24 protein-coding genes and 1 tRNA gene are annotated in these 23,140 nt (G+C 67.8%); 13 read left to right on the plus strand and 12 right to left on the minus strand.

Annotated features, from left to right (window positions below; translation table 11 throughout):
- The 3 genes from KBZ07_RS03275 to KBZ07_RS03285 form a co-directional block, all read right to left on the minus strand.
- Positions 1 to 187: hypothetical protein (locus KBZ07_RS03275; protein WP_254930270.1), on the minus strand; the 187-nt coding region annotated here is incomplete at its 3' end.
- Between the two features lie 5 nt (positions 188 to 192).
- Complete coding sequence (locus KBZ07_RS03280; protein ID WP_254930271.1) at positions 193 to 654, minus strand: cAMP phosphodiesterase; 462 nt, start codon at positions 652 to 654, stop codon at positions 193 to 195.
- A 44-nt stretch (positions 655 to 698) separates the two neighbouring features.
- A complete protein-coding gene (locus tag KBZ07_RS03285; protein WP_254930272.1) occupies positions 699 to 1,286 on the minus strand; it encodes a hypothetical protein in 588 nt (195 codons plus the stop codon).
- Positions 1,287 to 1,375: 89 nt separating this feature from the next.
- Here KBZ07_RS03285 and KBZ07_RS03290 point away from each other — a divergent pair, with 89 nt between their 5' ends.
- On the plus strand, positions 1,376 to 2,539 hold the full coding sequence (locus KBZ07_RS03290; RefSeq protein ID WP_254930273.1) for a histidine kinase: 1,164 nt from the start codon (positions 1,376 to 1,378) through the stop codon (positions 2,537 to 2,539).
- A 37-nt stretch (positions 2,540 to 2,576) separates the two neighbouring features.
- Positions 2,577 to 2,649, plus strand: a tRNA-Glu gene (locus tag KBZ07_RS03295).
- A gap of 59 nt (positions 2,650 to 2,708) precedes the next feature.
- Here KBZ07_RS03295 and KBZ07_RS03300 read toward each other — a convergent pair.
- Positions 2,709 to 3,179, minus strand: coding sequence for an SRPBCC family protein (locus KBZ07_RS03300; protein WP_254930293.1), 471 nt, complete (start codon positions 3,177 to 3,179; stop codon positions 2,709 to 2,711).
- A gap of 236 nt (positions 3,180 to 3,415) precedes the next feature.
- Between KBZ07_RS03300 and KBZ07_RS03305 the strand changes: the two genes are divergently transcribed.
- From KBZ07_RS03305 to KBZ07_RS03335, 7 genes are all read left to right on the plus strand, one after another.
- Entirely contained in the window at positions 3,416 to 4,573 is a 1,158-nt protein-coding gene (locus KBZ07_RS03305) for an FAD-binding oxidoreductase (RefSeq protein ID WP_254930274.1), read from the plus strand.
- Positions 4,574 to 4,681: 108 nt separating this feature from the next.
- On the plus strand, positions 4,682 to 6,205 hold the full coding sequence (gene zwf, locus KBZ07_RS03310; protein WP_254930275.1) for a glucose-6-phosphate dehydrogenase: 1,524 nt from the start codon (positions 4,682 to 4,684) through the stop codon (positions 6,203 to 6,205).
- A gap of 20 nt (positions 6,206 to 6,225) precedes the next feature.
- Positions 6,226 to 7,521, plus strand: a complete 1,296-nt coding sequence (locus KBZ07_RS03315) for a glucose-6-phosphate dehydrogenase assembly protein OpcA (protein WP_254930276.1) — start codon at positions 6,226 to 6,228, stop codon at positions 7,519 to 7,521.
- Positions 7,522 to 7,543: 22 nt separating this feature from the next.
- The gene (locus KBZ07_RS03320; RefSeq protein WP_254930277.1) at positions 7,544 to 8,977 is read left to right on the plus strand and encodes a cobyrinate a,c-diamide synthase; all 1,434 of its coding nucleotides are present in this window, start codon (positions 7,544 to 7,546) and stop codon (positions 8,975 to 8,977) included.
- A complete protein-coding gene (locus KBZ07_RS03325) occupies positions 8,878 to 9,252 on the plus strand; it encodes an acylphosphatase (protein ID WP_254930278.1) in 375 nt (124 codons plus the stop codon). The genes KBZ07_RS03320 and KBZ07_RS03325 overlap by 100 nt, the downstream gene beginning before the upstream one ends.
- 5 nt (positions 9,253 to 9,257) lie before the next feature.
- Entirely contained in the window at positions 9,258 to 9,896 is a 639-nt protein-coding gene (locus KBZ07_RS03330) for a histidine phosphatase family protein (protein WP_254930279.1), read from the plus strand.
- Positions 9,893 to 10,585: a GAP family protein gene (locus KBZ07_RS03335; protein WP_254930280.1), complete on the plus strand. Its 693-nt coding sequence runs from the start codon at positions 9,893 to 9,895 to the stop codon at positions 10,583 to 10,585. The genes KBZ07_RS03330 and KBZ07_RS03335 overlap by 4 nt, the downstream gene beginning before the upstream one ends.
- Before the next feature lie 4 nt (positions 10,586 to 10,589).
- Here KBZ07_RS03335 and KBZ07_RS03340 read toward each other — a convergent pair whose 3' ends face one another.
- The 4 genes from KBZ07_RS03340 to folD all read right to left on the minus strand — a co-directional run bounded on the left by KBZ07_RS03340 (position 10,590) and on the right by folD (position 14,569).
- Positions 10,590 to 12,038 carry an AAA family ATPase gene (locus KBZ07_RS03340; RefSeq protein WP_254930281.1) on the minus strand — a complete coding sequence of 483 codons (1,449 nt, stop codon included), beginning with the start codon at positions 12,036 to 12,038 and terminating at the stop codon, positions 10,590 to 10,592.
- Positions 12,031 to 12,558 carry a divergent PAP2 family protein gene (locus tag KBZ07_RS03345; protein WP_254930282.1) on the minus strand — a complete coding sequence of 176 codons (528 nt, stop codon included), beginning with the start codon at positions 12,556 to 12,558 and terminating at the stop codon, positions 12,031 to 12,033. Before KBZ07_RS03345 ends, KBZ07_RS03340 begins: the two co-directional genes overlap by 8 nt.
- Positions 12,555 to 13,475, minus strand: a complete 921-nt coding sequence (gene crtE / locus KBZ07_RS03350) for a geranylgeranyl diphosphate synthase CrtE (protein WP_254930283.1) — start codon at positions 13,473 to 13,475, stop codon at positions 12,555 to 12,557. The genes KBZ07_RS03345 and crtE overlap by 4 nt, the downstream gene beginning before the upstream one ends.
- A gap of 215 nt (positions 13,476 to 13,690) precedes the next feature.
- A complete protein-coding gene (gene folD / locus KBZ07_RS03355; protein WP_254930284.1) occupies positions 13,691 to 14,569 on the minus strand; it encodes a bifunctional methylenetetrahydrofolate dehydrogenase/methenyltetrahydrofolate cyclohydrolase FolD in 879 nt (292 codons plus the stop codon).
- A gap of 69 nt (positions 14,570 to 14,638) precedes the next feature.
- Here folD and KBZ07_RS03360 point away from each other — a divergent pair, with 69 nt between their 5' ends.
- The 4 genes from KBZ07_RS03360 to KBZ07_RS03375 are packed head-to-tail and all read left to right on the plus strand — an operon-like array spanning position 14,639 to position 19,281.
- The gene (locus KBZ07_RS03360; RefSeq protein WP_254930285.1) at positions 14,639 to 16,696 is read left to right on the plus strand and encodes an HDIG domain-containing metalloprotein; all 2,058 of its coding nucleotides are present in this window, start codon (positions 14,639 to 14,641) and stop codon (positions 16,694 to 16,696) included.
- A 7-nt stretch (positions 16,697 to 16,703) separates the two neighbouring features.
- Positions 16,704 to 18,215 (plus strand): peptide ligase PGM1-related protein, encoded by a 1,512-nt coding sequence (locus tag KBZ07_RS03365; RefSeq protein WP_254930286.1) that lies wholly within the window; start codon positions 16,704 to 16,706, stop codon positions 18,213 to 18,215.
- 9 nt (positions 18,216 to 18,224) lie between these two features.
- Positions 18,225 to 18,803 carry a hypothetical protein gene (locus KBZ07_RS03370; RefSeq protein ID WP_254930287.1) on the plus strand — a complete coding sequence of 193 codons (579 nt, stop codon included), beginning with the start codon at positions 18,225 to 18,227 and terminating at the stop codon, positions 18,801 to 18,803.
- Positions 18,804 to 18,831: 28 nt separating this feature from the next.
- Positions 18,832 to 19,281: a hypothetical protein gene (locus KBZ07_RS03375; RefSeq protein WP_254930288.1), complete on the plus strand. Its 450-nt coding sequence runs from the start codon at positions 18,832 to 18,834 to the stop codon at positions 19,279 to 19,281.
- Between the two features lie 14 nt (positions 19,282 to 19,295).
- On the opposite strand, the gene KBZ07_RS03380 is transcribed toward KBZ07_RS03375, so the two are convergent.
- The 4 genes from KBZ07_RS03380 to KBZ07_RS03395 form a co-directional block, all read right to left on the minus strand.
- Entirely contained in the window at positions 19,296 to 20,303 is a 1,008-nt protein-coding gene (locus KBZ07_RS03380; RefSeq protein ID WP_254930289.1) for a GDP-L-fucose synthase, read from the minus strand.
- Complete coding sequence (gene gmd / locus KBZ07_RS03385; RefSeq protein ID WP_254930290.1) at positions 20,300 to 21,475, minus strand: GDP-mannose 4,6-dehydratase; 1,176 nt, start codon at positions 21,473 to 21,475, stop codon at positions 20,300 to 20,302. Before gmd ends, KBZ07_RS03380 begins: the two co-directional genes overlap by 4 nt.
- 72 nt (positions 21,476 to 21,547) lie before the next feature.
- Positions 21,548 to 22,033, minus strand: a complete 486-nt coding sequence (locus tag KBZ07_RS03390) for a dual specificity protein phosphatase (protein WP_254930291.1) — start codon at positions 22,031 to 22,033, stop codon at positions 21,548 to 21,550.
- Between the two features lie 203 nt (positions 22,034 to 22,236).
- Entirely contained in the window at positions 22,237 to 23,055 is an 819-nt protein-coding gene (locus tag KBZ07_RS03395; protein WP_254930292.1) for an SLBB domain-containing protein, read from the minus strand.
- Positions 23,056 to 23,140 lie beyond the last annotated feature (85 nt).

The following is a 23,140-nucleotide window of genomic DNA, read 5'->3' on the forward strand; positions in this document are numbered from 1 at the left end:
TCGCCAGCTCCAGCAGCTCCAGATCCACCCCGTGGAGCAGCAGCGGGCCGGGCTCGGCGGCCGGATTGGGCCGAAAGGCCAGTTGCGCCGCCACCTCGCTGTGGTCGGAGTGCAGTTGAACCACCAGATCGGTGCGATCCAGCAGAAACTGCGCCGGACGGTAGTCGGCGAGGCGCACCAGGGGCATTCGGATTACTTGTTAGGGGTGGGTTTGGCCGTAGGCGCCGCAGCCGGCTTGGCCGCGGGGGGCTGCTTGAGGGCGTCCTGCACCTTCGCCATAACGTCGGCGGGCACCTCCTTGGGGCAGATCTCGGCGGCTCCCAGCACTGCCGAGTTGATCGAGCCCTTGCGCAGGTCCTCCAGACCCAGGGGCTTGGCCCCCACCTGGGCGATCACCCCTTCGTGCTGGCCCAGGATCACCTGGGCGATGGTTTCACCGGCGATGCCCACGGCCCTGTCGAAGGGCACCCCCGCGCCGCGGGCGATGCACACGTTGACCGCGGCGATCCGGGTGTAGAGGTTCATCTCCGCCTCCGTGGCGGGGGCCGCCCAGGCCCCAGACGGGGCAAGCACCAGGGGGAGTACCAGCAGGGGCAGCGCCAGCAGGGCTTGGAGCGGCAATGGGTAAAGGCGTGACGGGGATGGGCTTGACATCGTCAGGGCCGGAGTGGGGCGTCAGGTGCGGCCATGCTGCTGCATCAGGGCTCAGCTCCAGGCGGCAGGGGAGGGCCGGCCGCCTCGACGCGCACCTCGTGGTGGAGCTCCGCCAGCTCGAGAACGCCCTCCTTCCAGGAATAGATCGAGCGGGAGCGGTAGCGGTCCTGGTCCACCAGGCGGAAGTGCTCGAGGATGTCCCACCCCTCGTAGTGGGATTCAAACGTCAGCTCATGCTCATCCACCTGGCGAATCTGGCTCCGGTTGGCGGCGGCGCCGTAAAAACCGCGACTGCGTTGCAGCTGGTGCCCACACAAGTAGGCGTCCATTGTGCCGCTGCGCGAGTAGGTGGGCTTTTTCTCAAAGAAGTCGAATTCCTGCTCTGGCCACCAGGTAAAGCGGTAGGCCGCATCGCCCTCCACCGGCTCCTGGTAGGCCTCCACCCGCAGCATCATGTCGACGCGCAGGGGCTCTTCATCGAGAAAGAAATACACCCGCCGCGAGCGCCAGAGGCCCAGATTGCGGGCAAACCAGCGGCGCAGATTGCTGTCGAGCTGGATGCGGGGCTGCACCGGTGGACTGGGAACGGGTGGGCCGGGAACTGGGAGGCTGGGAACTGGGAGGCTGCTCATGAAATCCCGGCCCTAGGGCTCACGGCATTGACTGTCTCAGTCATAGCGGGGATGGACCTCACTGGCCCCATCCCCATAGGGTGAGCAGCGTGACCCCAGACCAGCCCAGCACCGAACGGCCAGCGCCAGCGACGGAACGCCAGGCGCTGAAGTTGCTGTTGGTGGCCTCCAACCACCACCTGGCCAGCCCGGACCTGCGCAGCCTGCTGCAGTTTCTCAAGGGCGAGGAGTGTGGCTTCAAGGTGAGCCTGGAGGTGGCCGACCCGGCCCGCCAGCCCGAACTGCTGGAACTGCATCGGCTGGTGGCCACCCCCGCCCTGGTGAAGCTCGATCCGTTCCCCAAGCAGGTGTTGGCCGGCCATGGGATCACCCAGAAACTGCGCAGCTGGCTGCCGCGCTGGCAGCAGATGGAGGTGGTCACCAGCCTGGGCATGAGCCTGCGGCCCGCCGAGATCGACGGCAGCCGCACCCGGCGGGAGCTGCAGCTGGAAGACCAGGTGCTGGTGCTGCGTCAGGAAAACGAAACCCTGATCGATCGGCTCGGGGTGCAGGAGCGGCTGCTGCGGATGGTGGCCCATGAGCTGCGCACCCCACTCACCGCCGCCAAGCTCGCCCTCCAGAGCCACACCCTTGGCCAGATCGACGAGGCCCGCTTCCGCGACGTGCTCACCCGCCGGCTCGACGACATCCAGGAGCTCTCCAAAGATCTGCTCGAGGTGGGCACCACCCGCTGGGAGGCCCTGTTCAACCCCCAGCGCCTGGCCCTGGGCGAGGTGGTGGCCGAGGCCATTTTGGAGCTGGAGAAATTGTGGATCGGCCGCGACCTGGAGCTGCTCACCGACATCCCTGCCGACCTGCCGGATGTGTTTGCCGACCAACGCCGCATGCGCCAGGTGCTGCTCAACCTGCTGGAAAACGCCCTCAAATTCACCCCCGATAAGGGTCGGGTGCAGCTGGCCCTGCTGCACCGCACCGACCAGTGGGTGCAGGTGAGCATCTGCGACAGCGGTCCGGGCATTCCCAAGGGCGAGCAGGAGCGGATTTTCCTGGATCGGGTGCGTTTGCCCCAAACTTCCGGCACCACCTCCGGCTACGGCGTGGGCCTGTCGGTGTGCCGTCGCATTGCCGAGGTTCATGGCGGCCGGATCTGGGTGGCCTCCGAGCCCGGTGAAGGGGCCTGTTTCCATGTCACCGTTCCGGTCTGGAGCGGCCAGGGCCAGCCCGCCTTGACGAAGGGTCACCCTGACCCGTAGCTTCCAAACCAGCGGCGCCTCTGGGCGTTGTGGCCTGGCCCCCATCGTCTAGAGGCCTAGGACACCTCCCTTTCACGGAGGCGACAGGGGTTCGAATCCCCTTGGGGGTATTACTTTTTTCTGCCAGCTTTCTGGCAGCCTTTTTGGCTGCTTTCTGGCCAGAGCTGGCTCAGGCCTGGGCGGTGCGGCGCTCGGCTTCGCGCTGCACGCCGCGCAGGTTGTTGGCCAGGTCTTCGCGCAGTCGCTGTTCGATCAGGCCGATCGGCATGCCTGGCCGGCCCTGCACGGTGAGCTCATAGAGCAGCCGGGTGCTCTCCCCAGCCCGGCCGATCTGCCAACAGCCCTCGAAGCGGCGGAAATCGCCGCGGCACATGCTGAAACTCAGCACGCCGGCCTCCCGGTCTTCGACCAGTTCCAGCTCCACCCTGGCGCTGAAGCGCAACCCGCAGAACTGCTGGGTTCCCACCTGCTCCAGGCCCACCACGTTGCCGCGACGCCAGAGCTGGCGGGAGGAGGCCAGGTTGGGGATGTAATGGTTGAGGTTGCCGTAATCGGTCAGTACCGACCAGAGGCATTGGGGGTCTGGGCTCAGGCTCAGCTGCACCGCCAGCCGCCGGGCCCCCTGGGGGAGCCGCTCCATCTCCTGCTGAATCGTGTCGAGGCTGCAGAGCTGCTGGCTAGCTGGATCAGCCTGACTCGCTGGATCGGGCCCGTTCACTGCCCCTTGGGACAGGGAACCGGCGGCTGCTGACGGTACAAGGATCTGCGCCAAGGAGGCACGGTCACAGTGTGCTGGCAAACCTAGCGGTGTTCGCCACAAAATCGCAGCAGATGGGTTCCCTATGATCAGCCCGCTTTTAAGCGGGAAGGGTCTGCATGAGAGTTTCCACAGGGCGCGCCACCCAGTCCGACAGCCGCATGTTCACCGTTGTGGTGGAAGCCTTCGGCGTGGGCAAGCAGCGCCAGGCCGAACGGCGCTTCACCGTGCCGCTCGCCCTGCTGCAGGGCTTGATGCAGACGATTGCCCGCCAGGGGGGGCGGATCAGTGCCGTGCTCAGCGGCGATGCCAGCTCCCCTGAGACCTCCCCCCCAGCACCAGCTGCTCCCCAGACAACCCCTCCCACCAAACCTGCTGCCGTGTCCCACGCCGACGTTCCCGTCAACCTCTACAAGCCGAAGGCCCCCTTCCTAAGCACCGTCGTCGAGAACTACAGCCTGGTGGCCGAAGGCGCCATTGGCCGGGTCAACCACATCACCTTCGACCTCAAGGGCGGTGATCCCCAGCTGCACTACGTCGAAGGCCAAAGCATCGGCATCATTCCCGATGGCACCGACGCCAACGGCAAACCCAACAAGCTGCGCCTCTACTCGATCGCCAGCACCCGCCACGGCGACAACCTGGCAGGCCACACCGTTTCCCTCTGCGTGCGCCAGCTGCAATATGAGAAGGACGGCGAAACTATCAACGGCGTCTGCTCCACCTTCCTGTGTGACATCGAACCCGGCGCCAAGGTGAAGATCACCGGCCCGGTGGGCAAGGAGATGCTCCTGCCCGAAGACGAGGAGGCCAACGTGATAATGCTGGCCACCGGCACGGGCATCGCGCCGATGCGCACCTACCTGCGCCGCATGTTCGAGCCGGCCGAGCGCGAGAAGAACGGCTGGACCTTCCGTGGCAAGGCCTGGCTGTTCATGGGCTCCCCCACCACCGCCAACCTGCTCTACGACGCCGACTTCGAGCACTACCAGGCCCAGTTCCCCGACAACTTCCGCTACACCAAAGCGATCAGCCGGGAGCAGCAGAACGCCAAGGGCGGCCGCATGTACATCCAAGACCGGGTCAGCGAGAACGCCGAGGAGATCTTCGCCTGGATCGAAAACCCCAAAACCCACGTCTACATGTGCGGTCTGCGGGGCATGGAGCCGGGTATCGACGAGGCCATGGGCGTGGCCGCGGCGGCCAAGGGCCTCGACTGGTCTGAGCTGCGGCCCCAGCTCAAAAAGGCCGATCGCTGGCACGTGGAAACCTACTGAGCCCTGGGCCGGTTTTTGGCCAATCCCACACAGAAACCATCACAAAGTGGGCCAAGCGCCGGGAGAGGGCCCTGGGCCGGTTAAACCATGGAGACCGGAAAGGCATCCATGGGCGCTGTGCTCACCAATCCACTGCGGGTAGGTCTTCGCCAGGAGCGGGTCATTCCCCCCCAATGCCTGGTGATCTTCGGGGCCAGCGGTGACCTCACCCACCGCAAATTGATCCCGGCCCTGTTTGAGCTCTTCCGCCAGCGGCGCCTGCCCAGTGAATTCGCTGTCCTGGGCTGCGCCCGACGCCCCTGGAGCGACGAGGAGTTTCGCAGCCGCATGGCCGAGGCCCTGGCAAATGAGGTGGCCGAGCACCCGTTGGCCTGGGAGCAGTTTGCGGCTGGGCTCTTCTACGAACCCGTCGACCTGCAAGATCCCCCCTCGGTGGTGCGTCTGGGCGAACGCCTGGCCGTGATTGACCGGCAGCGGGCCACCCGCAACAACCGCACCTTCTACCTCTCGGTTTCGCCCAACTTCTATGGCAGTGGCTGCCGCTCCCTGGCCGCCGCCGGCCTGCTGAGCGACCCGGCCCGCAGCCGGGTGGTGATCGAGAAGCCCTTCGGCCGCGACTACGGCAGCGCCCAGGAACTCAACCGGGTGGTGCAGACCAGCGCCCAGGAAAATCAGATCTTCCGGATCGACCACTACCTGGGTAAGGAGACGGTCCAGAACATCCTGGTGATGCGCTTCGCCAACACGATCTTCGAGCCGATCTGGAACCGCAACTACATCTCGAGTGTGCAAATCACTGCCGCCGAAACCGTGGGCGTGGAGGAGCGGGCCGGCTACTACGAGAGCTCGGGCGCCCTGCGGGACATGGTGCAGAACCACCTCACCCAAATGCTGGCCCTCACCACCATGGAGGCGCCGGGCCGCTTCGACCCCGAGTCGATGCGCAACGAGAAGGCCAAGGTGCTGCAGGCGGCGCGCCTAGCCAATGAGGACGAACCCTGGAAGTGCTGTGTGCGGGGCCAGTACGGGCCGGGGGGCTCAAGCAGCAAGCCGATCACCGGCTACCGCCAGGAGCCCGGGGTGAATCCCGAGAGCACCACGGAGACCTACGTGGCCATGAAGCTGTTCATCAACAACTGGCGCTGGCAGGGGGTGCCCTTCTACCTGCGCACCGGCAAACGGCTGCCCAAGCGGCTTTCCGAAGTGGTGCTCACCTTCCGGGAGGCGCCGGTGCACCTGTTTGATGCGGCCGGTGGCGCCCCCACCCCCAACCAGCTAATCCTGCGCATCCAACCCAACGAGGGGGCGGAATTCAAATTCGAGGTCAAGGCCCCCGGTTCTGGCATGCGCAGCCGGCCGGTGGACATGGCCTTCTCCTACGACGACAGCTTCGGCGAACCCAGCGACGAGGGCTATGTGCGCCTGCTGGCTGACGCCATGCTGGGCGACCCCACCCTCTACACCCGCAGTGACGAGGTGGAGGCCGCCTGGCGGCTCTACACCCCCCTGCTGGAGCTGATTGAGGACGCCCCCGCCCAGCTGCCGGTCTACCCCTACGAGGCCCGCACCTGGGGGCCCGGCGCCGCCGACAGCCTGCTGGCCGATGACGGCCTGATCTGGCGACGCCCCTGATTTTTCATCCCTGATCCGCCATGTCGACCCAGCTCACTCTCCAGGCCCCGCTCGTTCTGCCCCCCGCCGAGGTGCCCGGCTACCTGGAGCGCCTCTGGAGTGATGAGCTGGGTAGCTCCCACGGCGCCGCCACCTTCACCCTGGTGGTGTGGGAGGGCTCCTGGCTGGAGCAGCAACTGGTGCGCTGCGGCCGCCTGGATGGGCCGATCACCGGCCTGCTCAACGACACGGTGCTGGAGGCGGCCCGGGCCGCCGCGATCAGCTGTGGCCTCCCTTTGAGCACCGCGCCGATGGATCCCCAGCTGGCCTGGGCGATCGGCAACCTGGGTGGCGATCACCACGCCGATGACCTGCGGGGCCAGTTTGTCGAGGGGGCGATCAGCGTCCACATGCCCCGGCGACTGATCACCCTGGCCCCCACCCTCGATGGCGCCAAACCCCTGGAAACCCTGGTGGCGGCCTACTGCCCACTGCCGGAGGAGGGGGCCGGCGGCGATGCCTGTGGCGATGTGGTGGTGCTGCGGGGCGGCACCGGTGCCCTGCGCGAGAACCTCGATCTGGTGCAACCCCTGATCAGCCCCGAGCTGCCCTGCTGGGTGTGGTGGAACAGCAGCCTCGATGAGGCGCCCGAGGTGATGACGGCCCTGGCCAGCGGAAACCGCCGCCTGGTGGTGGATTCGTCGCTAGGGGATCCGCGCCGCTGCCTCGACCTGCTGGTGGCTCGGGTTGGGGCGGGCCAGCCGATCAACGACCTCAATTGGATGCGGCTGCGCAGCTGGCGCGAATCCCTGGCCATGGTGTTCGACCCCCCCTCCCGGCGGGATGCCCTCAACCACGTGGTGCAGCTCGACCTGGACGTCGAGGGCGACAACCCCGTGAAGGGGCTGCTGCTGGCGGCCTGGCTGGCCGACCGCTTGGGCTGGCACCTGACCGCGACCTATGCCGTCGATGGCGATGGCTCCGGCCAGGGGATCGGCGCCGAATTTGAGCGCACCGATGGCCAGACCGTGCGTTTCCGTCAAATGCCCGTGCCGGTTGGCGTTCCCAAGACCCACCCGGGCGCCATGGTGGGCCTGCGCCTGATCTGCCAGAGCAGCCAGGGGTCGCCCCTGTGCGTGATTCTCTGTTCGGAATCGGGCGGCTGCATGCGGCTCGAATCGGGCGGCATGGCCAGCATGGAGCTGGCAGAGGAGGTGGTTCCCCTGCCGAATGAAAGCGAGGAGATGGAGATGGCCCGCCTGCTCTCCGGCGGCCACGATTCCACCAACCCCCTACTGGCGGTAGCTGCCCCAATCGCCGCCAGACTTCTCCCCTGAGCCCGCGCTCTCCCCGCCCGCAATGGCCTGCCTGATCGCCGCGCCCAGCAGTGGCAGCGGCAAGACCCTGCTGTCGCTGTGCCTGGCGGCCTGGGCCCGGCGGCAGGGCCTCCAGCTGCAGCCCTTCAAGGTGGGGCCCGACTACCTCGACCCCCAGCTGCTCAGCCAGGTGAGTGGCCGCCTCTGCCGCAACCTCGATCCCCTGCTCTGCGGGCCGGAGTGGGTTGAGCGCAGTTTCCACTGGCATGGCAGCCGGGCCGACCTGGCCCTGGTGGAGGGGGTGATGGGCCTGTTCGATGGCCGCGGCCCCAGCAGCGAGGGCAGCTCGGCGGCGGTGGCGGCCCAGCTGGGCTTGCCGGTGGTGCTCGTGGTGGAGGCCTCCCGCCAGGCCGGATCCGTGGCGGCCCTGGTGCGGGGCTTCCGCGACCACGGCCCGCCGCCGGTGCGGCTGGCCGGCGTGGTGCTCAACCGGGTGGGCAGCGAGCGCCACCACGCCCTGCTGGCCGAAGCGCTGCAGGCCATTGAGGTGCCCCTGCTGGGGGTGCTGCCCCACCACCCGAGCCTGGAGCTCCCTTCCCGCCACCTGGGGCTGCTGCCGCCCGGCGAGCTGCACGACCTTGAGCAGCGCCAGGAGCAGTGGGCCGAACTGGCCGTCCGCCAGCTCAACTTGGAGTTGCTGCTGCCCCTGTTGGCGCCGCCTGCGGCCCAGATCGGTGCCGGCGACCCCATCGGCTGGTGCCTGCGGGACCAGCAACCGTCCCTGGAAGCCAGCGGGGGCTCCGGGCCTTTGCCGGTGGCGATCGCCAGCGATGCGGCCTTCCACTTCCGCTACCCCGAGGCCGGCGAACTGCTGCAGGCCGTCGGCCTGGAGCCGCTGGTGTGGAGCCCCCTGGCCGACGAGCCCCTCCCCGCCGGCTGCCGGGCGGTGCTGCTGCCGGGCGGCTATCCGGAGCTCTATGCCGCCCGGTTGGCGGCCAGTCGGCGCAGCCTGGCGGACCTGGCCCGCGCGGCGGCCGGGGGGGTGCCGCTGGTGGCTGAATGCGGCGGATTGTTACTGCTCGGTGAGCAGCTGGCCGATGGCGATGGCCGGCTGCACCGGATGGCCGGCGTGTTGCCCTTCCAGGCGCGCAAGGGGGGGCTGAGCCTGGGCTATCGCCAGGCCACGGTAAGGGCGGCAGGGTTGCTGGTGCGGCCTGGGGAAACCTTCAGCGGCCATGAATTTCATCGCTGGCAGCTTGAATCTGTAGCCAGTGGCGACGGGCTGTGGCAGCTTGAAGGTTGGGGAACCCCAGAGCGAAGCGAAGGATGGACAGCGCCGAACGTGCACGCCAGCTGGCTGCATCTCCATTGGGCTGGATGCCCGGTGATTCCCTCACGCCTGGCAGCCGCAGCCGCGCGCGCCGTGCCGCTGCCGATGAGCGCCGTTTCATCCGCCCCCATGAGCCCAAGCCCCTGATCCAGCAGGAGCGCTGGCGGCTGATCGTGCGCGGCCAGGTGCAGGGGGTGGGCTACCGGGCCGCCTGCTCTGCCCGCTGCCAGGAACTCGGCCTCAGTGGCTGGGTGCGCAACCTCCCTGACGGCTCGGTGGAACTGGAGGCAGAGGGCAACCCCCAAGACCTCACCGAGCTGCGCATCTGGTGCGAAAAGGGTCCAGCGCAAGCGGTGGTCAACAGCGTGGCCAGCGCCCAGGTGGCCGCCACCGGTGCCGACTGGTTTGAGGTGCGGCCCTGAACCCCATGCTGGCTACACCGGCGCTGGAACTCTGGCTGCTGCGCCATGGGGCCACGGAATGGGCCCTGAACGGGCGCCACACCGGCCGCACCGATCTTCCCCTGCTGCCGGAGGGAGAGGCGGAAGCGCGGGCGCTCGCCCCGGTATTGGCGCGGCAGCCCTTTGCGGCCGTGCTGGTGAGTCCGCTGCAGCGGGCCCGGCGCACCGCCGAGCTGGCGGGCCTGGGGGCAGGGGCTCGCCCCTGCCCAGACCTGCAGGAGTGGGATTACGGCCGCTACGAGGGCATCACCACCGCCGAGATCCGCCGCCAGGTGCCCCACTGGACCGTGTGGAGCCATGGCTGCCCAGGCGGTGAGGACAGCGCCCAGGTGGAGGAGCGCTGCCTGCGGGTGATCGCCCTGGCCGAATCCCTGGCTGGGGACGGTGCCGGGGGTGGGGCTGGTGCCGGTTCTGGTTCTGGTGTGGTGGCCCTGGTGGCCCACGGCCATATCCTGCGCAGCCTGGCGGGCACCTGGCTGGGGTTGGGGCCCGCCGGTGGCGCCCTGCTCAATCTGAATACGGCCACGCTCAGCGTGCTGGGCCATGAGCGCGAGCGGCGCACGCTGGTGCGCTGGAATGTTCCAGTTGCGGCTGCGGCGAAATGACTGATCTGGCCAGCTTGCTGGGGGAGCTCTCGGCCTTTGGTCTGGCGATCGGTTTCTCGCCACTGCATATCGGCCTGCTGTTGTTGCTCCTGCTCGGCCCCAAGCCCCTGCAGCGGGGCGGCTGGTTTGTGGCCGCCTGGCTGGTGACGGCCGCCCTGGTGGTGGCCCTGCTGCTCACGGTGGGTCACGGCCTGGTGCTCAGCATGGAAAAGGGCACCAGCCACCGCACCGGCCTGGATCTGCTGGCCGCCGGCGCCCTGCTGGGGCTGGGGCTCAAAGAGCTGCTCAGCAAGGAGGAGGAGGGCGCCGGACCGCCGGGCTGGACCCGCCGGTTGGATCAGTTCAGCGCCATGCCTCTGCCCCTGCTGCTGGCCATCAGCGCCGCCCTCCAGGTGGCCAGCCCGGACGACCTGTTTCTGTTTGCCAAGACGGCCACCAGCCTGCTGTCCGCCGGCCTGGGCCGGGGAACGGAAGTGCTGGCCACCGCAGTGTTCAGCCTGGTGAGCGCCAGCCTGCTGCTGACACCCCTGCTGGCCCTGTTGTTGGTTGGCCCCGAGCGCATCCTGCCCCTGCTGGAGCGGAGCAAGCAGTGGCTGTTCGCCAAAGGCGACCTGTTGGTGGGGCTGGTGAGTGTGGCCCTGGCGCTCTACCTGGGCTGGCAGGGGATCGAGGGCCTGCGGCTGGCCTGAGCAATCAGCGATCCGCCCCCAACCAGTCGCGCCAGAGCTGCTGGTCGGCGCGGGAGCTGGGATCGGCGCCCGGTGCGCTGGCCTCAAGGGTGACCGCCTGGCTGGCCCGGCTCACCGCCACATACACCAGTTGGCGGCGCAGCACCGGGTCGCTGGGCCAGAACACATCGCCGGCGACGAACACCTCGGCGAAGGTGCTGCCCTGGCTGCGGTGCACGGTTAGAACGGCGGCCGGACCGAGGGAGGCAAAGGCGTCGCGTACCAGGAAAAAACGGCGCCACAGGCTCCTGCCTTCCTGCTTGCCGGCGTCCTTGGCCTGTTGGCGCAGGCGGGCCAACACAGCCTCAAGGGCGATCCGGGCCGCCGTGCCCAATGGCGGCAGCAGCCGCAGGCTCAGCTGGCTCTCGCCCGCTTCCACCCGGGCGGTGAGGGTGTCGATCACCGGCGCATCAGTGACGCCGAAGTCGGCCAGGTCGCAGCGCTCCGGGATGACATCGCGCACCACCAGCTCCCGGTTCGAGCCCAGCAGCATGTCGGGCTCCTCGGCGGCATCTTCCCCTTCCCGGCAGGCGGGGGCCATCACCGCCGTGCGGGTGATCAGCACCTCGCCGGGCAGCACCGGCAGCTGGTCGGCCATCTCGCCGTGCAGGGCGCGGCGGGCGATGGGCACTAGCTGCTCGAGGCAGCGGTTGGTGTAGCAGAGGATCCGTGTCAGGTCGGGGTTGTCGGTTTCGGCGCTGCGGCGCAGGGCGGCCTGGGCGGCTTCCAGCCAGGCGCCCCGCTCCAGTAGGGCCACCTGGCCGGTCTCGGTGCGGATCGGCGCCAGCGCCGCTGGCCTGCGGCAGGGCAGGTCCCCCTGGCGCAGCCCGGAGGCCAGGCGCAGCACCGGCCCTTGGTGGCGCACCACCTGTTGCAGTTCGGCCCGGCAGGCCCGGCCCAGGCTGAACACCGGACTCTCGGGCTCGCCCACCGGCGGCAGCTGGGCCGGATCGCCCACGAACACCAGCCGGGTGCGGAAGGGGTGGGCGCAACGCAGGGCAATCTCCAGCAGGCTGCTGTCAACCATTGAGGCCTCATCCACCAGCACCAGGCCCAGGTGCTCGAGGGCCATAGCGGTCTGCTCGGTTTCCTCGCAGCGCTCCAGGTCCCCCTGGCGGCGCAGCTTGAGGCGCAGCAGCCGGTGGATGGTGGAGGGATACCAGGTGGGGGAAAGGCCCGCCAGGGCCAGCTGGGAGCGCAGCACACCCACGGCCTTGTGGGTTGGGGCCACCACGGTCCAGCAGAGGCCGGTGGCCTCCACCTGGGCCAGAAACCGGGTGGATAGGAAAGTTTTGCCGGTGCCGGCATAGCCGCCCAGCACAAACGGCGCCCCATCCCCGGGCGCGGAGAGCCAGGCGGCGAAGGCGGCGGCGGCGGCCTGCTGGTCGGCGGTGAGGGTGGGGGCTTCAGCCAATCGGGGCGAGCCAGCCCAGGGCCTGGGCCAGGTGCAGGGGGGATCCCGCCAGCACCAGCCCGGGCAGGGCCACCAGGGGGCCGATCAGGGAGCCGATCAGCACCTCCAGTCGGGTGTGGCCGAGATTTTCCTTGAGGGGCTTCTCGTGCTGGCGGGGATTGGCACTGTCTATCTCGAGCTCACCAATCTCAACTTGAACCATGGCATTCACCCGGGCGGCGGTGAGGCCGGCGGCACGGCGCACGCCGGAGGCGTCATAGAGAACCACGAAACAGAGCACGGCCGCCAGGCCGAAGAGTGGCCCCCCAAAACCCTCCACCCAGCCCAGGGCCGCGGTGGTGCCGGTGAGCAGGGCCGAGTGACTTGAGGGCATGCCGCCGGTTTCCACCAGCACCCGCGGATTCCAGCGGCGATGCACCACCAGCTCGATCACCAGCTTGGAGAGCTGGGCCACCCCGCAGGCGGCCAGGCCCCACCACAGCACGCCGTTGTCAAGTATGGCCAGCAGAGGTTCACTCATCGGTCGCGACTGGTGATGAAGTCGGCCAGGGCGAGCAAGGGCGCGGCCTTGAGCGCCTGCGGCTCCCCGCTGGCAAAGGGTGCCAGGGCCGCCTTGGCCTCGGCCACCAGGGCATCGGCCCGCTGGCGGGATTCCTCCAGGCCCAACAGCTTGGGGTAGGTGGTCTTGTCGGCGGTGAGGTCCTTGCCGGCGGTCTTGCCGAGCACCTCACTGCTGGCGGTGACATCGAGGATGTCGTCGATGATCTGGAAGGCCAGGCCGATGCCGCGGGCGTAGGTGCGCAGGGCCGCCAGCAGCTCCTCTGGGGCGCCGGCGATCAGGGCGCCGCTGAGCACGCAGCCCCGCAGCAGGGCACCGGTTTTGTGCAGGTGGATGTATTCGAGGGTGGCGAGGTCAACGGATTGGCCCTCACACTCCAGATCCACCACCTGGCCGCCCACCAGGCCGGGGGCGCCGGAGGCCAGGGAGAGTTCGCCCACCACGGCGAGCAGCTGCTGGGGGGGCACGCCGGGGCTGCGCAGGGCCACCATCTCGAAGGCGCGGGTGAGCAGGGCATCGCCGGCCAGGATCGCCTTGGCTTCGCCGTAAACCTTGTGGTTGGTGGGCCGGCCGCGGCGCAGGTCGTCGTTGTCCATGGCGGGCAGGTCGTCATGGATCAACGACATCGTGTGCACCATTTCCAGGGCCACCGCTGTCGGCATCGCCAGCTCGCTGTCGCCGCCGGCCAGCTCACAGGCCGCCAGGCAGAGGATCGGCCGCAGCCGCTTGCCACCAGCCAGCAGCGAATAGCGCATCGCTTCCCGCAGGGTCTCGGGTCGCTCCGGCCCCAGGGAGGCAGCGAGCGCCCCTTCCACCCTCAGGCGGGCGGCCTCCAGGTAGGCGGCGAAATCAAACGTGGTTGTCACCGCCGCGGTCATGGGGGCTGGGCCTCTGGCCATTCCTGGCGGGGATTCTCTCAGGCGGGGTGGCAGAGGGTGCTCAAGAGCGCGAAACGTTGCGGCAGAGAGCTCTGGCTTCGCTGGGCACAGTGTCTTTGATTCTGTACAGCTGTACAAAATCAAAGACAGCAGCAGAACCCCCCCTCGACACTCACCCCCGGATCCTGACCAGCCCAGGGACCATCCAATCCCCGTTAAGGCACCAGATCGCCCAGGCCGTGGTCGAGCCCGGCGCGGCGGCACCAGGCCACCACGGTGTTCACCAGCAGCATGGTGACGGTCATTGGGCCAACGCCGCCGGGCACGGGGCTGATGGCACTGGCGATCGGCTCCACCTCCTCAAAGCGCACCTCGCCGCAGAGGCCGCTCTCGGTGCGGTGAATGCCCACATCCACCACCACGGCCCCAGGCTTGACGTGCTCGGCGCCGATCATGCGCGGCCGGCCGGCGGCCACCACCAGCACGTCGGCCTGGCGGGTGAGGGCGGCCAGATCGTGGGTGCGGGAATGGGCCACCGTGACGGTGGCGTCGGCGGCCTGCAGCATCAGCGCCATGGGCTGGCCCACCAGGATGCTGCGGCCCACCACCACGGCCCGCTGGCCGGCCAGCTCCACGCCGTGGCGGGCCAGCAGGGCCATCACCCCGGCGGGGGTGCAGCTGCGGGGCCCGGGTTCCCCTTTGAGCAGGTGGCCCAGGTTGAGGGTGTGGAGGCCATCGGCATCCTTGGCCGGATCGATTGCCATCAGCAGGGGCCCCTCCGCCAGCCCGGCTGGCAGGGGCAGCTGCAGCAGGATGCCATCACAGCAGGGATCGGCATTGAGGCGGAGCACGGCGGCGAGCACCTCGTCGGCGCCGGTGCCGGCTGCCAGATGGGCCCCGAGGCTGGTGATGCCCACCCGGGCGCAGGCCTTTTCCTTGTTGGCGACGTAGACGCCGCTTGCGGGGTCATCACCCACCCGCAACACGGCCAGCCCGGGGGGGCGACCCAGCTGGGTGCCATGCCTGGCAATCACCGCCTGCAGCCGGGCTTCGATCTCGCCGGCTAGACGGCGGCCATCCAGAAGGGTGGCCATAGGAAAAAAGATTCAACCTGCTCCCCAGCTTGCAATCCCGGCTGCGAATGGGCCGGCTAGCGTTTGGGAATGGTGTTGAGGCGGCTGCGATCCCTCTGGCGTCAGCTGCTGCGACTGGAGCGCCCGCGCCAGTCGCCGGCAATCTGGCGCGCTCGAGACACGGTCTCGGTGCTGTTGGTGTGCGCCCTGGTGGCCCTGGTGGCCAGCTGGCCCTGGCTGGTGGAGCCCAGCCTGCGGCCCGGAATGGCGGCCCCATTCACCCTGCGGGCCCCCAACGCCGCCCGGGTGCTCGACAGTGATGCCCTCGAGCAGCGCCGTCAGGCGCTGGTGCCCCGCACCACCGTGCAGGTGGTGGATGGGCAGACCAACCGACTGCTGAGCCAGAAGTTGGAGCAGGGTCTCAAGGCGGTGGAGCAGCAGGCCAACGCCGACCAACCACGCCTCGAACCGGTGCAGATCACCGCCCAGGAGCGCAGCTGGCTGCAGGGTCTGGGCAGCGCCGAGCTCACGGCTTGGGCCCGGGAGGTGCGCCAGGCCCAGCTGCGCATGCTCAGCCAGGGGCTGGCTCCTGGCTTGGCCGAAGGGCACTTGCTGCAGGCCGCCAGCCTGCAACTGGATTCGCTGGCGCCGATCCCGAGGCGGCTGGGCGCCAGGCTGCTGGCCGCTTCGCTGCAGGGCCACTCCAACCTGCGCAGTGACCAGGGCTTGAGCCAGCGGCGCATCGAGGCCCTGATCACCCAGCAGAGCATTCCCACGATCGTGGTGCAGCAAGGCGATCTGGTGACTCGCCAGGGGGAGCCCATCAGTCCCCAGGCCTTGGATGTGCTCGATTATTTCGGTCTGGTCAACCGACGGCCCCGGCCCTTCACCTGGCTGGGTCACTTCCTTGAGGCCCTGGCCGTGGTTGGGGTGATGGTGCTGGTGCTGCGGCGCTGGCGGGCCTGTTTGGAGCCACGGCAGGCCCTGCTGGCCCTGGGGGCCATGCTGGTGATGCAGGGCTTCACCCTTTGGTTGGGCCCCCTGGCCAGCCCCATGGTGCTGCTGGTGCCGCCTGTGTTGCTGCTGGCCCAGGGCCTGGGCACGGCTTGTGGCCTGGCCTGGCTGGCGGCGGCCAGCCTGCTCTGGCCCCTACCGATCACGGGCCTGGTAGCCCTGCGGCTGCTGGTGGCCGTTGGCGTGGGCAGCGCGGCGGCGGTGACGGCCGGCCGGCAGCGCAACCGGGCCGAACTGCTGCAGCTGGCCGTGCTGCTGCCGGGTGCGGGCTTGGGAGTCCAGTATTTGTTGCTGCAGAGCCGCAGCCCGGCGGTGCAGGTAGACCTGCTCAGTGAGGCCTTGCTGCTGGGCGGGCTGTTGATGGCGGGACTGCTGCTGGCCCCACTGGTGGAGACCTTCTTCGGGCTTGTGACCCGGGCGCGGCTGATGGAACTGGCCGACCTGCAGCGGCCGCTGCTGCGGCGGCTCTCGGTTGAGGCGCCAGGCACCTTCGAACACACCCTGATGATCGCCGGCCTGGCTGAGGAGGGGGCCCGGGCGATCCAGGCCGATATCGACCTGGTGCGCACCGGGGCCCTCTATCACGACGTGGGCAAGCTGCATGGCCCCCAGTGGTTCATCGAAAACCAAGGGGAAGGCAGCAACCCCCACGACGCCCTCGATGACCCCGCCGCCAGCGCCCGAATCCTCCAGGCCCATGTGGATGAGGGGCTGAAGCTGGCCCGCCGCTACCGGCTGCCCCGGCCCCTGGCCGACTTCATCCCCGAGCACCAGGGCACGTTGAAGATGGGCTACTTCCTCCACCAGGCGCGCCAGCGGGATCCCAGTACCCCCGAGCAGCGGTTTCGCTATCTGGGCCCCACGCCCCGCAGTCGGGAAACGGCAATCCTGATGCTGGCCGATGGCTGTGAAGCTGCCCTGCGCTCCCTGCCGCTGGGCACCAGCGAAGCGGAGGCCCGCCAGATGGTGCGTCGCATCGTGCAGGCGCGCCAGGCTGAAAACCAGCTGGTGCATAGCGGGATCAGCCGGGCCGAACTAGAACTGCTGATCCGTGCCTTCGTGCGGGTGTGGAAGCGGATGCGCCACCGTCGAATCCCTTACCCGATCCCGGCCCGCAAGGCCTACAGCGCCTGATCCCGCCATGACCCTGCTCAGCTTCCGCGAGCTCCAGCGCCAGCTGAAGCCCGAATGGGGCCGCACCACCCAGGCCCAGGGGCCTGATGTGGATGTGCTGATGGTGCCATCGCTGTCGATGGACCAGCGCCAGATCGACCTGGTGACCGGGGCCCACCACTACGAGGAGCGGCAGTTATTCGCCCTGATGCGACTGCGGGATCCGGGGGTGCGCATGGTTTACACCTCCAGCAAGCCCCTGGGGGAGCTGGTGGTGGATACGGTGCTGGAGTTGCTGCCGGGCCTGCCCACCTCCCATGCTCGGCGGCGCCTGCACCTGCTCGATACCGACGACGCCTCCAGCCGGCCCCTCACCGCCAAGCTGCTGGAGCGGCCTGCCCTGCTGGCCCGCATTGCCGAGCTGCTGCGGCCAGGGCGCAGCTTCATCAACTGCTTTGTGGTGAGCGATCTGGAGCGGCAGTTGTCGGAGCGGCTGCAGGTGCCCCTGCTGGGCACCGACCCGGCCCTGGGCTACTGGGGCAGCAAGGCCGGCAGCCGTGAGCTGTTTGCCCGCTGCGGCGTACCCCATCCCCCCGGCTCGGCCCTCACCCACAGCCTCGACGACCTGACGGAGGCCACCGCCGACCTCTGGGAGGCCCATCCCCAGCTGGGCAAGTGCGTCGTGAAGCTCAATGAAGGCTTCGGCGGCGAGGGCAACGCGGCCCTGGCCCTGGCCCCGCTCCAGCTGGCTGAGCTCGGTGCCGCCGGGCGGCGCCAGCGGCTGCGCCAGGCCCTTGAGCAGCTGCCGATGCCCTCCCCCAGCTGGCGTGAACAGCTGGGCCAGCAGGGGGCCCTGGTGGAGGCCTGGCTGGAGGGGGGCGAGGAGCTCAGCTCCCCTAGCGTGCAGGGCACGATCCATCCTGGTCACCCTGGCCATCCCGGTCTGGTGGAGATGCTCTCAAGCCATGAGCAGGTGCTCGGTGGCGCCAGCGGTCAGACCTACCAAGGCTGCACTTTCCCTGCCGCCGCTCCCTACCGGCAGGCCTTGATGCGCCATGGCCAGGCGGTGGGCGAGGCGCTGGCTGAGGAGGGGGCGTTGGAGCGCTACGCGGTGGATTTCATCGCCCGGCGCTTCGGCGACCGCTGGGACCTGCAGGCGATCGAGGTGAACCTGCGCCACGGGGGCACCACCCATCCATATCTCGCCCTCAGCGCGATCAGCGGCGGCTGCCTGGATCCGGCCAGCGGGCAATACCACGCCCCCAGCAGCCAGCAATTGCATTACCGGGCCACCGATAACCTCACGGCGCCGGAGCTCCGCGGCCTGCTGCCGGTGGATCTGGTCGACATCGTCACCGAGGCCGGCCTGCACTTCGATCCAGCTAAGTTGCGAGGCAGCGTCTTTCACCTGTTGGGCTGCCTTTCCGAATACGGCAAGCTCGGCATGACCTGCATCGGCCGCAGTGCCGCAGAGGCCGCGGCGGTATACGCCGCCACCGAAGCCGAACTGCTCCGGGCCGCCCAGGTTCTGGGTAGGTAGGCTCCATCCATGGACCAGAGAGCTGGAACGGGCAAGGAGCTGGCCCCCCTACTGGCCTCCTTACTAGCCCCATTGCTGGCACTACTACTGGTGTCTTGCGATGGTGCCAAGCGGCAGCAGCAGCAGGCTGCCGAGCTCCGCCAAAGGCAACTAACTGCCCTGTTGAGTCGCTGCCGCAGCCAGCAGGCGACGGTGCGGCAGCAGGTTGAGAGCCTGGCCAGCAGCAAGGCCCGGCTCAGCCGGCTCAGCCTGCAGACCTACATCCCGCTGCAGCGGCCCTTGGCTCCCGATCCGGAGCTGCTGGCGCGCTTCACCCGGGAAGATCAGGAGCTGGAGCTGGAGCGCCATGGCCAGGCCCTGGAGCGCTGGCGCCAGGCCGATCGGGCCGGGAAACGCCGCTGGCAGGAGCAGCAGCAGGCCCGCCGGGGGGCGCTCATCGCCGGGCGAGAGCAGGCCCTAGCCGAGCTCAGCCGGCTGGGTGTGGCTCCCACCGCTGAGGCCCGCGCCGCCTGGAGCAGCTGTGACCAGGCCCAACTGGAGGCTCTGAAGTCGGCACAAGCCGGTTTGGTTTTGAAGCGGGGACGTTAAACTGGCTTACAGCTAAGTAGCCCTTGGGATGGCCCAGAGCCCGAATGGCGACACCAAGCCCCGTTCCCGCAGGCCCCAGCGGCGCCAACTCTTCTGCCCGGCCCATCCGGAGCAGCGAATTGAGGGCAACGGCAAGAAGTATTTCCTGCACCTGCTCACCGCTGAGCAGCTTCAGGCCCGGGGCATGCCCGATAAGAAGGCCCGGCTGGTGATCCAGGCATATCCGGTGCTGGTGCTGAGCAATGAGTGGCTCGAGGAGCTCTTCTGCCCGGCCTGCGGCACCAGCAGCTGGTGCCATGTCACTCGCCTTGACCGGGTGGAGCACACGGTGCGCTGGGCGCCGCGGGCCCTCTGGGAGCAGGTGGCCCATGTGGATCCGGTGGTGGCCAACCCGTCGGTGAGCGAGTACAGCCGCAGGGAGGCCAGCCGGCTTAACCAGAAGCGCAGGGACGGCAAGCGATTCTTTGACGCCGGCTAGACCTAGACCTAGGCCTAGAGGCGCACCAGCTGCTGCTGCAGCTGCTGGCGAAACAGGTCCACCGTGTTCTGCAGGCCCGTGGCCAGGGGAATGCGGGCCTGCCAGCCCAGGGCGCTGAGGCGACTGACATCTAGCTGCTTTTTCGGGGTGCCATCGCTCTGGCTGGCATCCCAGGCGATCTCGCCGCGGAAGCCGGTTGCCTCGGCCACCGCCTTGGCCAGCTCGCCAATTGAGAGATCGAGGCCCGTGCCCACATTGAGATAGGGGATTGCCTCGGGCCCAGGGCTCCAGTGCTCGAGGGCAAATAGACAGGCTTCGCCGAGGTCGTCCACATGCAGGAATTCCCGCAGCGGCTTGCCTGTGCCCCAGCAGCTAACGTGGGTGCCTAGGCCCTGCTCGGGGCGCTCGGAGGCTTCGTGGAAGCGGCGGATCAGCGCCGGCAGCACGTGACTGTTGGTGGGGTGGTAGTTGTCGCCCGGCCCATAGAGATTGGTGGGCATCAGGCTGATGGCGTCGAATCCGTATTGCCGGCGCAGCGCCTCGCACAACTTGAGCCCGGCGATCTTGGCGATCGCATACCACTCGTTGGTGGGCTCGAGCGCCCCGGTGAGCAGGGCTTCCTCCCGAATCGGCTGCTCGGCGAATTTGGGGTAGATGCAGCTGCTGCCCAGAAACAGCAGCCGTCGCGCGCCCGAGCGCCAAGCACTCTCGATCACGTTGGTCTGGATCTTGAGGTTGTCCAGCAGGAAATCGGCCGGGTAGGTGGCGTTGGCGTGGATGCCGCCCACCTTGGCGGCCGCCAGCACCACCACCGAGGGTTGCTGGGCGCCAAACCAGCTGGAAACGGCCGCCCCATCGAGCAGGTCGAGCTCGCTGCGGGGAGGGGTAAGGATCTGGCCATAGCCAGCGGCGCTGAGGGCCCGCACGATCGCTGAGCCAGCCATGCCGCGGCTGCCTGCCACGAAGATCCGATCCTGGGGCCGGATCAGGGGCGCGCTGCCCATGGGGGAGCCGCTGCTCATGGCTGGATCGCTTCGCGGGCCATCTCGACGGCCATGGGATTGGTGGGCGGGTTTTCCATCGAGCCCACCACCGCAAAGCCCTTGAGCCGCAGGATCGCTTCTTTTTTGGCTTCTTCCTTGTCGGCTGCCACCATTTCGGCCACCAGCTCCTCGAGGGTGGTGGTGGGAACCCAGCCCAACTTCTCGCGGGCCAGGGTGGGATCCCCCAGCAGGGTTTCCACCTCGGCGGGGCGGAAGTAGCGGGGGTCGATGCGCACCACCACCTCGCTGCTGCCAGAGCGGCGGCCGATCTCCTGGATCCCTTCCCCTTCCCAATCGATCCCCCCCCAGCCAAGCTGCGCGGCGGTGAGTTCGATGAAGCGGCGCACCGTCTCCTGCCGGCCGGTGGCGATCACGAAGTCTTGCGGCGGCCCCTCCTGCTGGAGCATGCGCCACTGCATCTCTACATAGTCGCGGGCGTGGCCCCAGTCCCGCAGGGAGTCGAGATTGCCCATGTAGAGGCAATCGTCCAGCCCCGCATCAATGCGGGCCAGGCCGCGGGTGATCTTGCGGGTCACAAACGTTTCACCCCGGCGCGGCGATTCGTGGTTGAAGAGGATGCCGTTGCAGGCATACATGCCGTAGGCCTCCCGGTAGTTGACGGTGATCCAGTAGCCGTAGAGCTTGGCCACGCCGTAGGGGGAGCGGGGATAGAAGGGGGTGGTTTCCTTCTGGGGGATCTCCTGCACCAGGCCGTAGAGCTCGGAGGTGGAGGCCTGGTAGATGCGGGTTTTGGAGCTGAGGCCGAGGATCCTTACGGCCTCGAGGATGCGCAACGGGCCGAGGGCGTCGCAGTCTGCCGTGTATTCGGGGCTCTCGAAGGAAACGGCCACATGGCTCTGGGCGCCGAGGTTGTAGATCTCATCGGGCTGCACCTGCTGGATGATCCGGATCAGGTTGGAGCTGTCTGTGAGGTCGCCGTAGTGGAGCTGCAGCTTGGGGGCCTGGCCCTCGCTGCCGGTCTCGTGGGGATCCTGATAGAGGTGGTCGATCCGCTGGGTGTTGAAGCTGCTGGCCCGGCGCTTGATGCCATGCACGCTGTAGCCCTTCTCCAGCAACAACTCGGCCAGGTAGGAGCCATCCTGGCCGGCGACGCCGGTGATCAGGGCGGTTTTGCAGGCGGAATTGCTCACGGTCAACTATGCGGCAGAATTTGGGACCAGGTCCATGATGGCTGGAAATTATCTCTCAGGCAATCTTAACTTTCAGGCTATTTTCAGTTCCATCGGCGCGGCAGTTTTCAGCTGGGTAAGCAGCATCAGGTGGGCGGCCGATGGGCTAGTGCCGGGGTGCACCTGGAGTAGGTAGTCGAGGGCGTTCTGCCGGCTGATGCCATATTCGCGCATCAGCCAGGCCATGCAGACTAGGGGCGAGCGTTCGATTGCCGCCACACAGTGGACAAAAACCGGGCCATGGCTGCGCAGCTCAGCCAGTGCCGCCAGGGCCTGCTCGAGTAGGCCAATGCTGAGGGTGCCCTGGCTGCGATGGTCCTGCAGCACAAGGCGACGACAGTAGAAGCGCTCCTCTAGGTCAGGAGGGGCGGCTTTCTCCTCGGTGGAGCAGAGGCTGAGCACCGCCGTGATGCCCTCGGCTTCCAGCCTGTTTAGATGCCTGGTGGCTGCAGGCGCGGGGCCGAGGGCGAGATCTTGTACCAGCACCCAATTGATTGGAAAGGCTGAGATGGCGATCATTGGGCGCTCATAACGTGTTTGGCCGCAGTTCAGCACAATGATCCAAGCTGTCAATGGGTAGGCCAACCTGGGTTTCGGCTCTGCTGGAAGCGTCGAGCTGGTAGTTCCAAAACATTAATAATAAATTCATCAAGATTTAATGCTTGGCTTGCATGGCGATCGAGCGTTCTTGCTCAGCATTTGCCAATTTGCGAGAGTGGGAATCAGCGGTTGTTGACCACTTCAATGAAGCCCAGGATGCCTAAAATAGGACTTAGCGGTGTGATTACCGCAGTTAGTGCGTCGCTGGTCACAGCGAGCGCGCTGCGATTTATGATCACGGTGTCGCCATCGCGTAGGGGCGGATTCTTGCTGTTAGAGGCCCCCTGGCTCAGGTTGAGGGCAAACTTTTGACGAGTGACAGTGCCGTTGCGGCTGAGCCGCACCAGTTCCACGTCGCCCGGGTTAGCCCGCCAGGCGATTGGCCCCCCTGCCGCCAGCACCGCCTGCACCAAGGGGGTGTTGGCCGGCACTTGAACGCGACCGCCACCCTTCGCCTCGCCGATCACATTCACAGTAATTGACTTGGGAGCCAGGGTGGTGGAGGAAAGCTCGATCATCTCCGGCAAGGGCTCGGCCGCCGCTTCGACCCGAATCGTATCGCCGTCAAATAGGAGTGGATTCTGCTGCTGATCACCCTCTTGGATAAGGGCCAGCAGATTGAGGCGGGTGCGCTTGTAAGCCCCTGCCTCGCCAGGCAAGCGGCGTTGCAGCATCACACTGCGCAGGTCGGCGTCGGACGTGATGCCACCTGCCTTGGCGATGGCATCCACCAGGGTTGGTAGGCCCAGGTTGGAAACGGCAACTTCCCCCCTGGATTCATTTCCGGACTGCGAGAGCGTGTAGAGCCCCGGATTTATTACCTGGCCCACTAGGGCTACGCGCAGGGGTCTGGGGGTGACCATCGAAAGCTGCAATTCCGGTCGCAGCAACTGGCGCTTATATAAGGTCTCAAGCCACTGACTGGCTTGGGAAAGGGTCAATCCCGTGAGTCTCACGTTACCCAGTAGCGGCAGGCTTGATGTGCCGTCGCTAAGTAGGGTAATTGGGCCCGAAAGCTCCGAAGCC

The sequence above is a fragment of the Cyanobium sp. BA20m-14 genome (assembly GCF_024346295.1).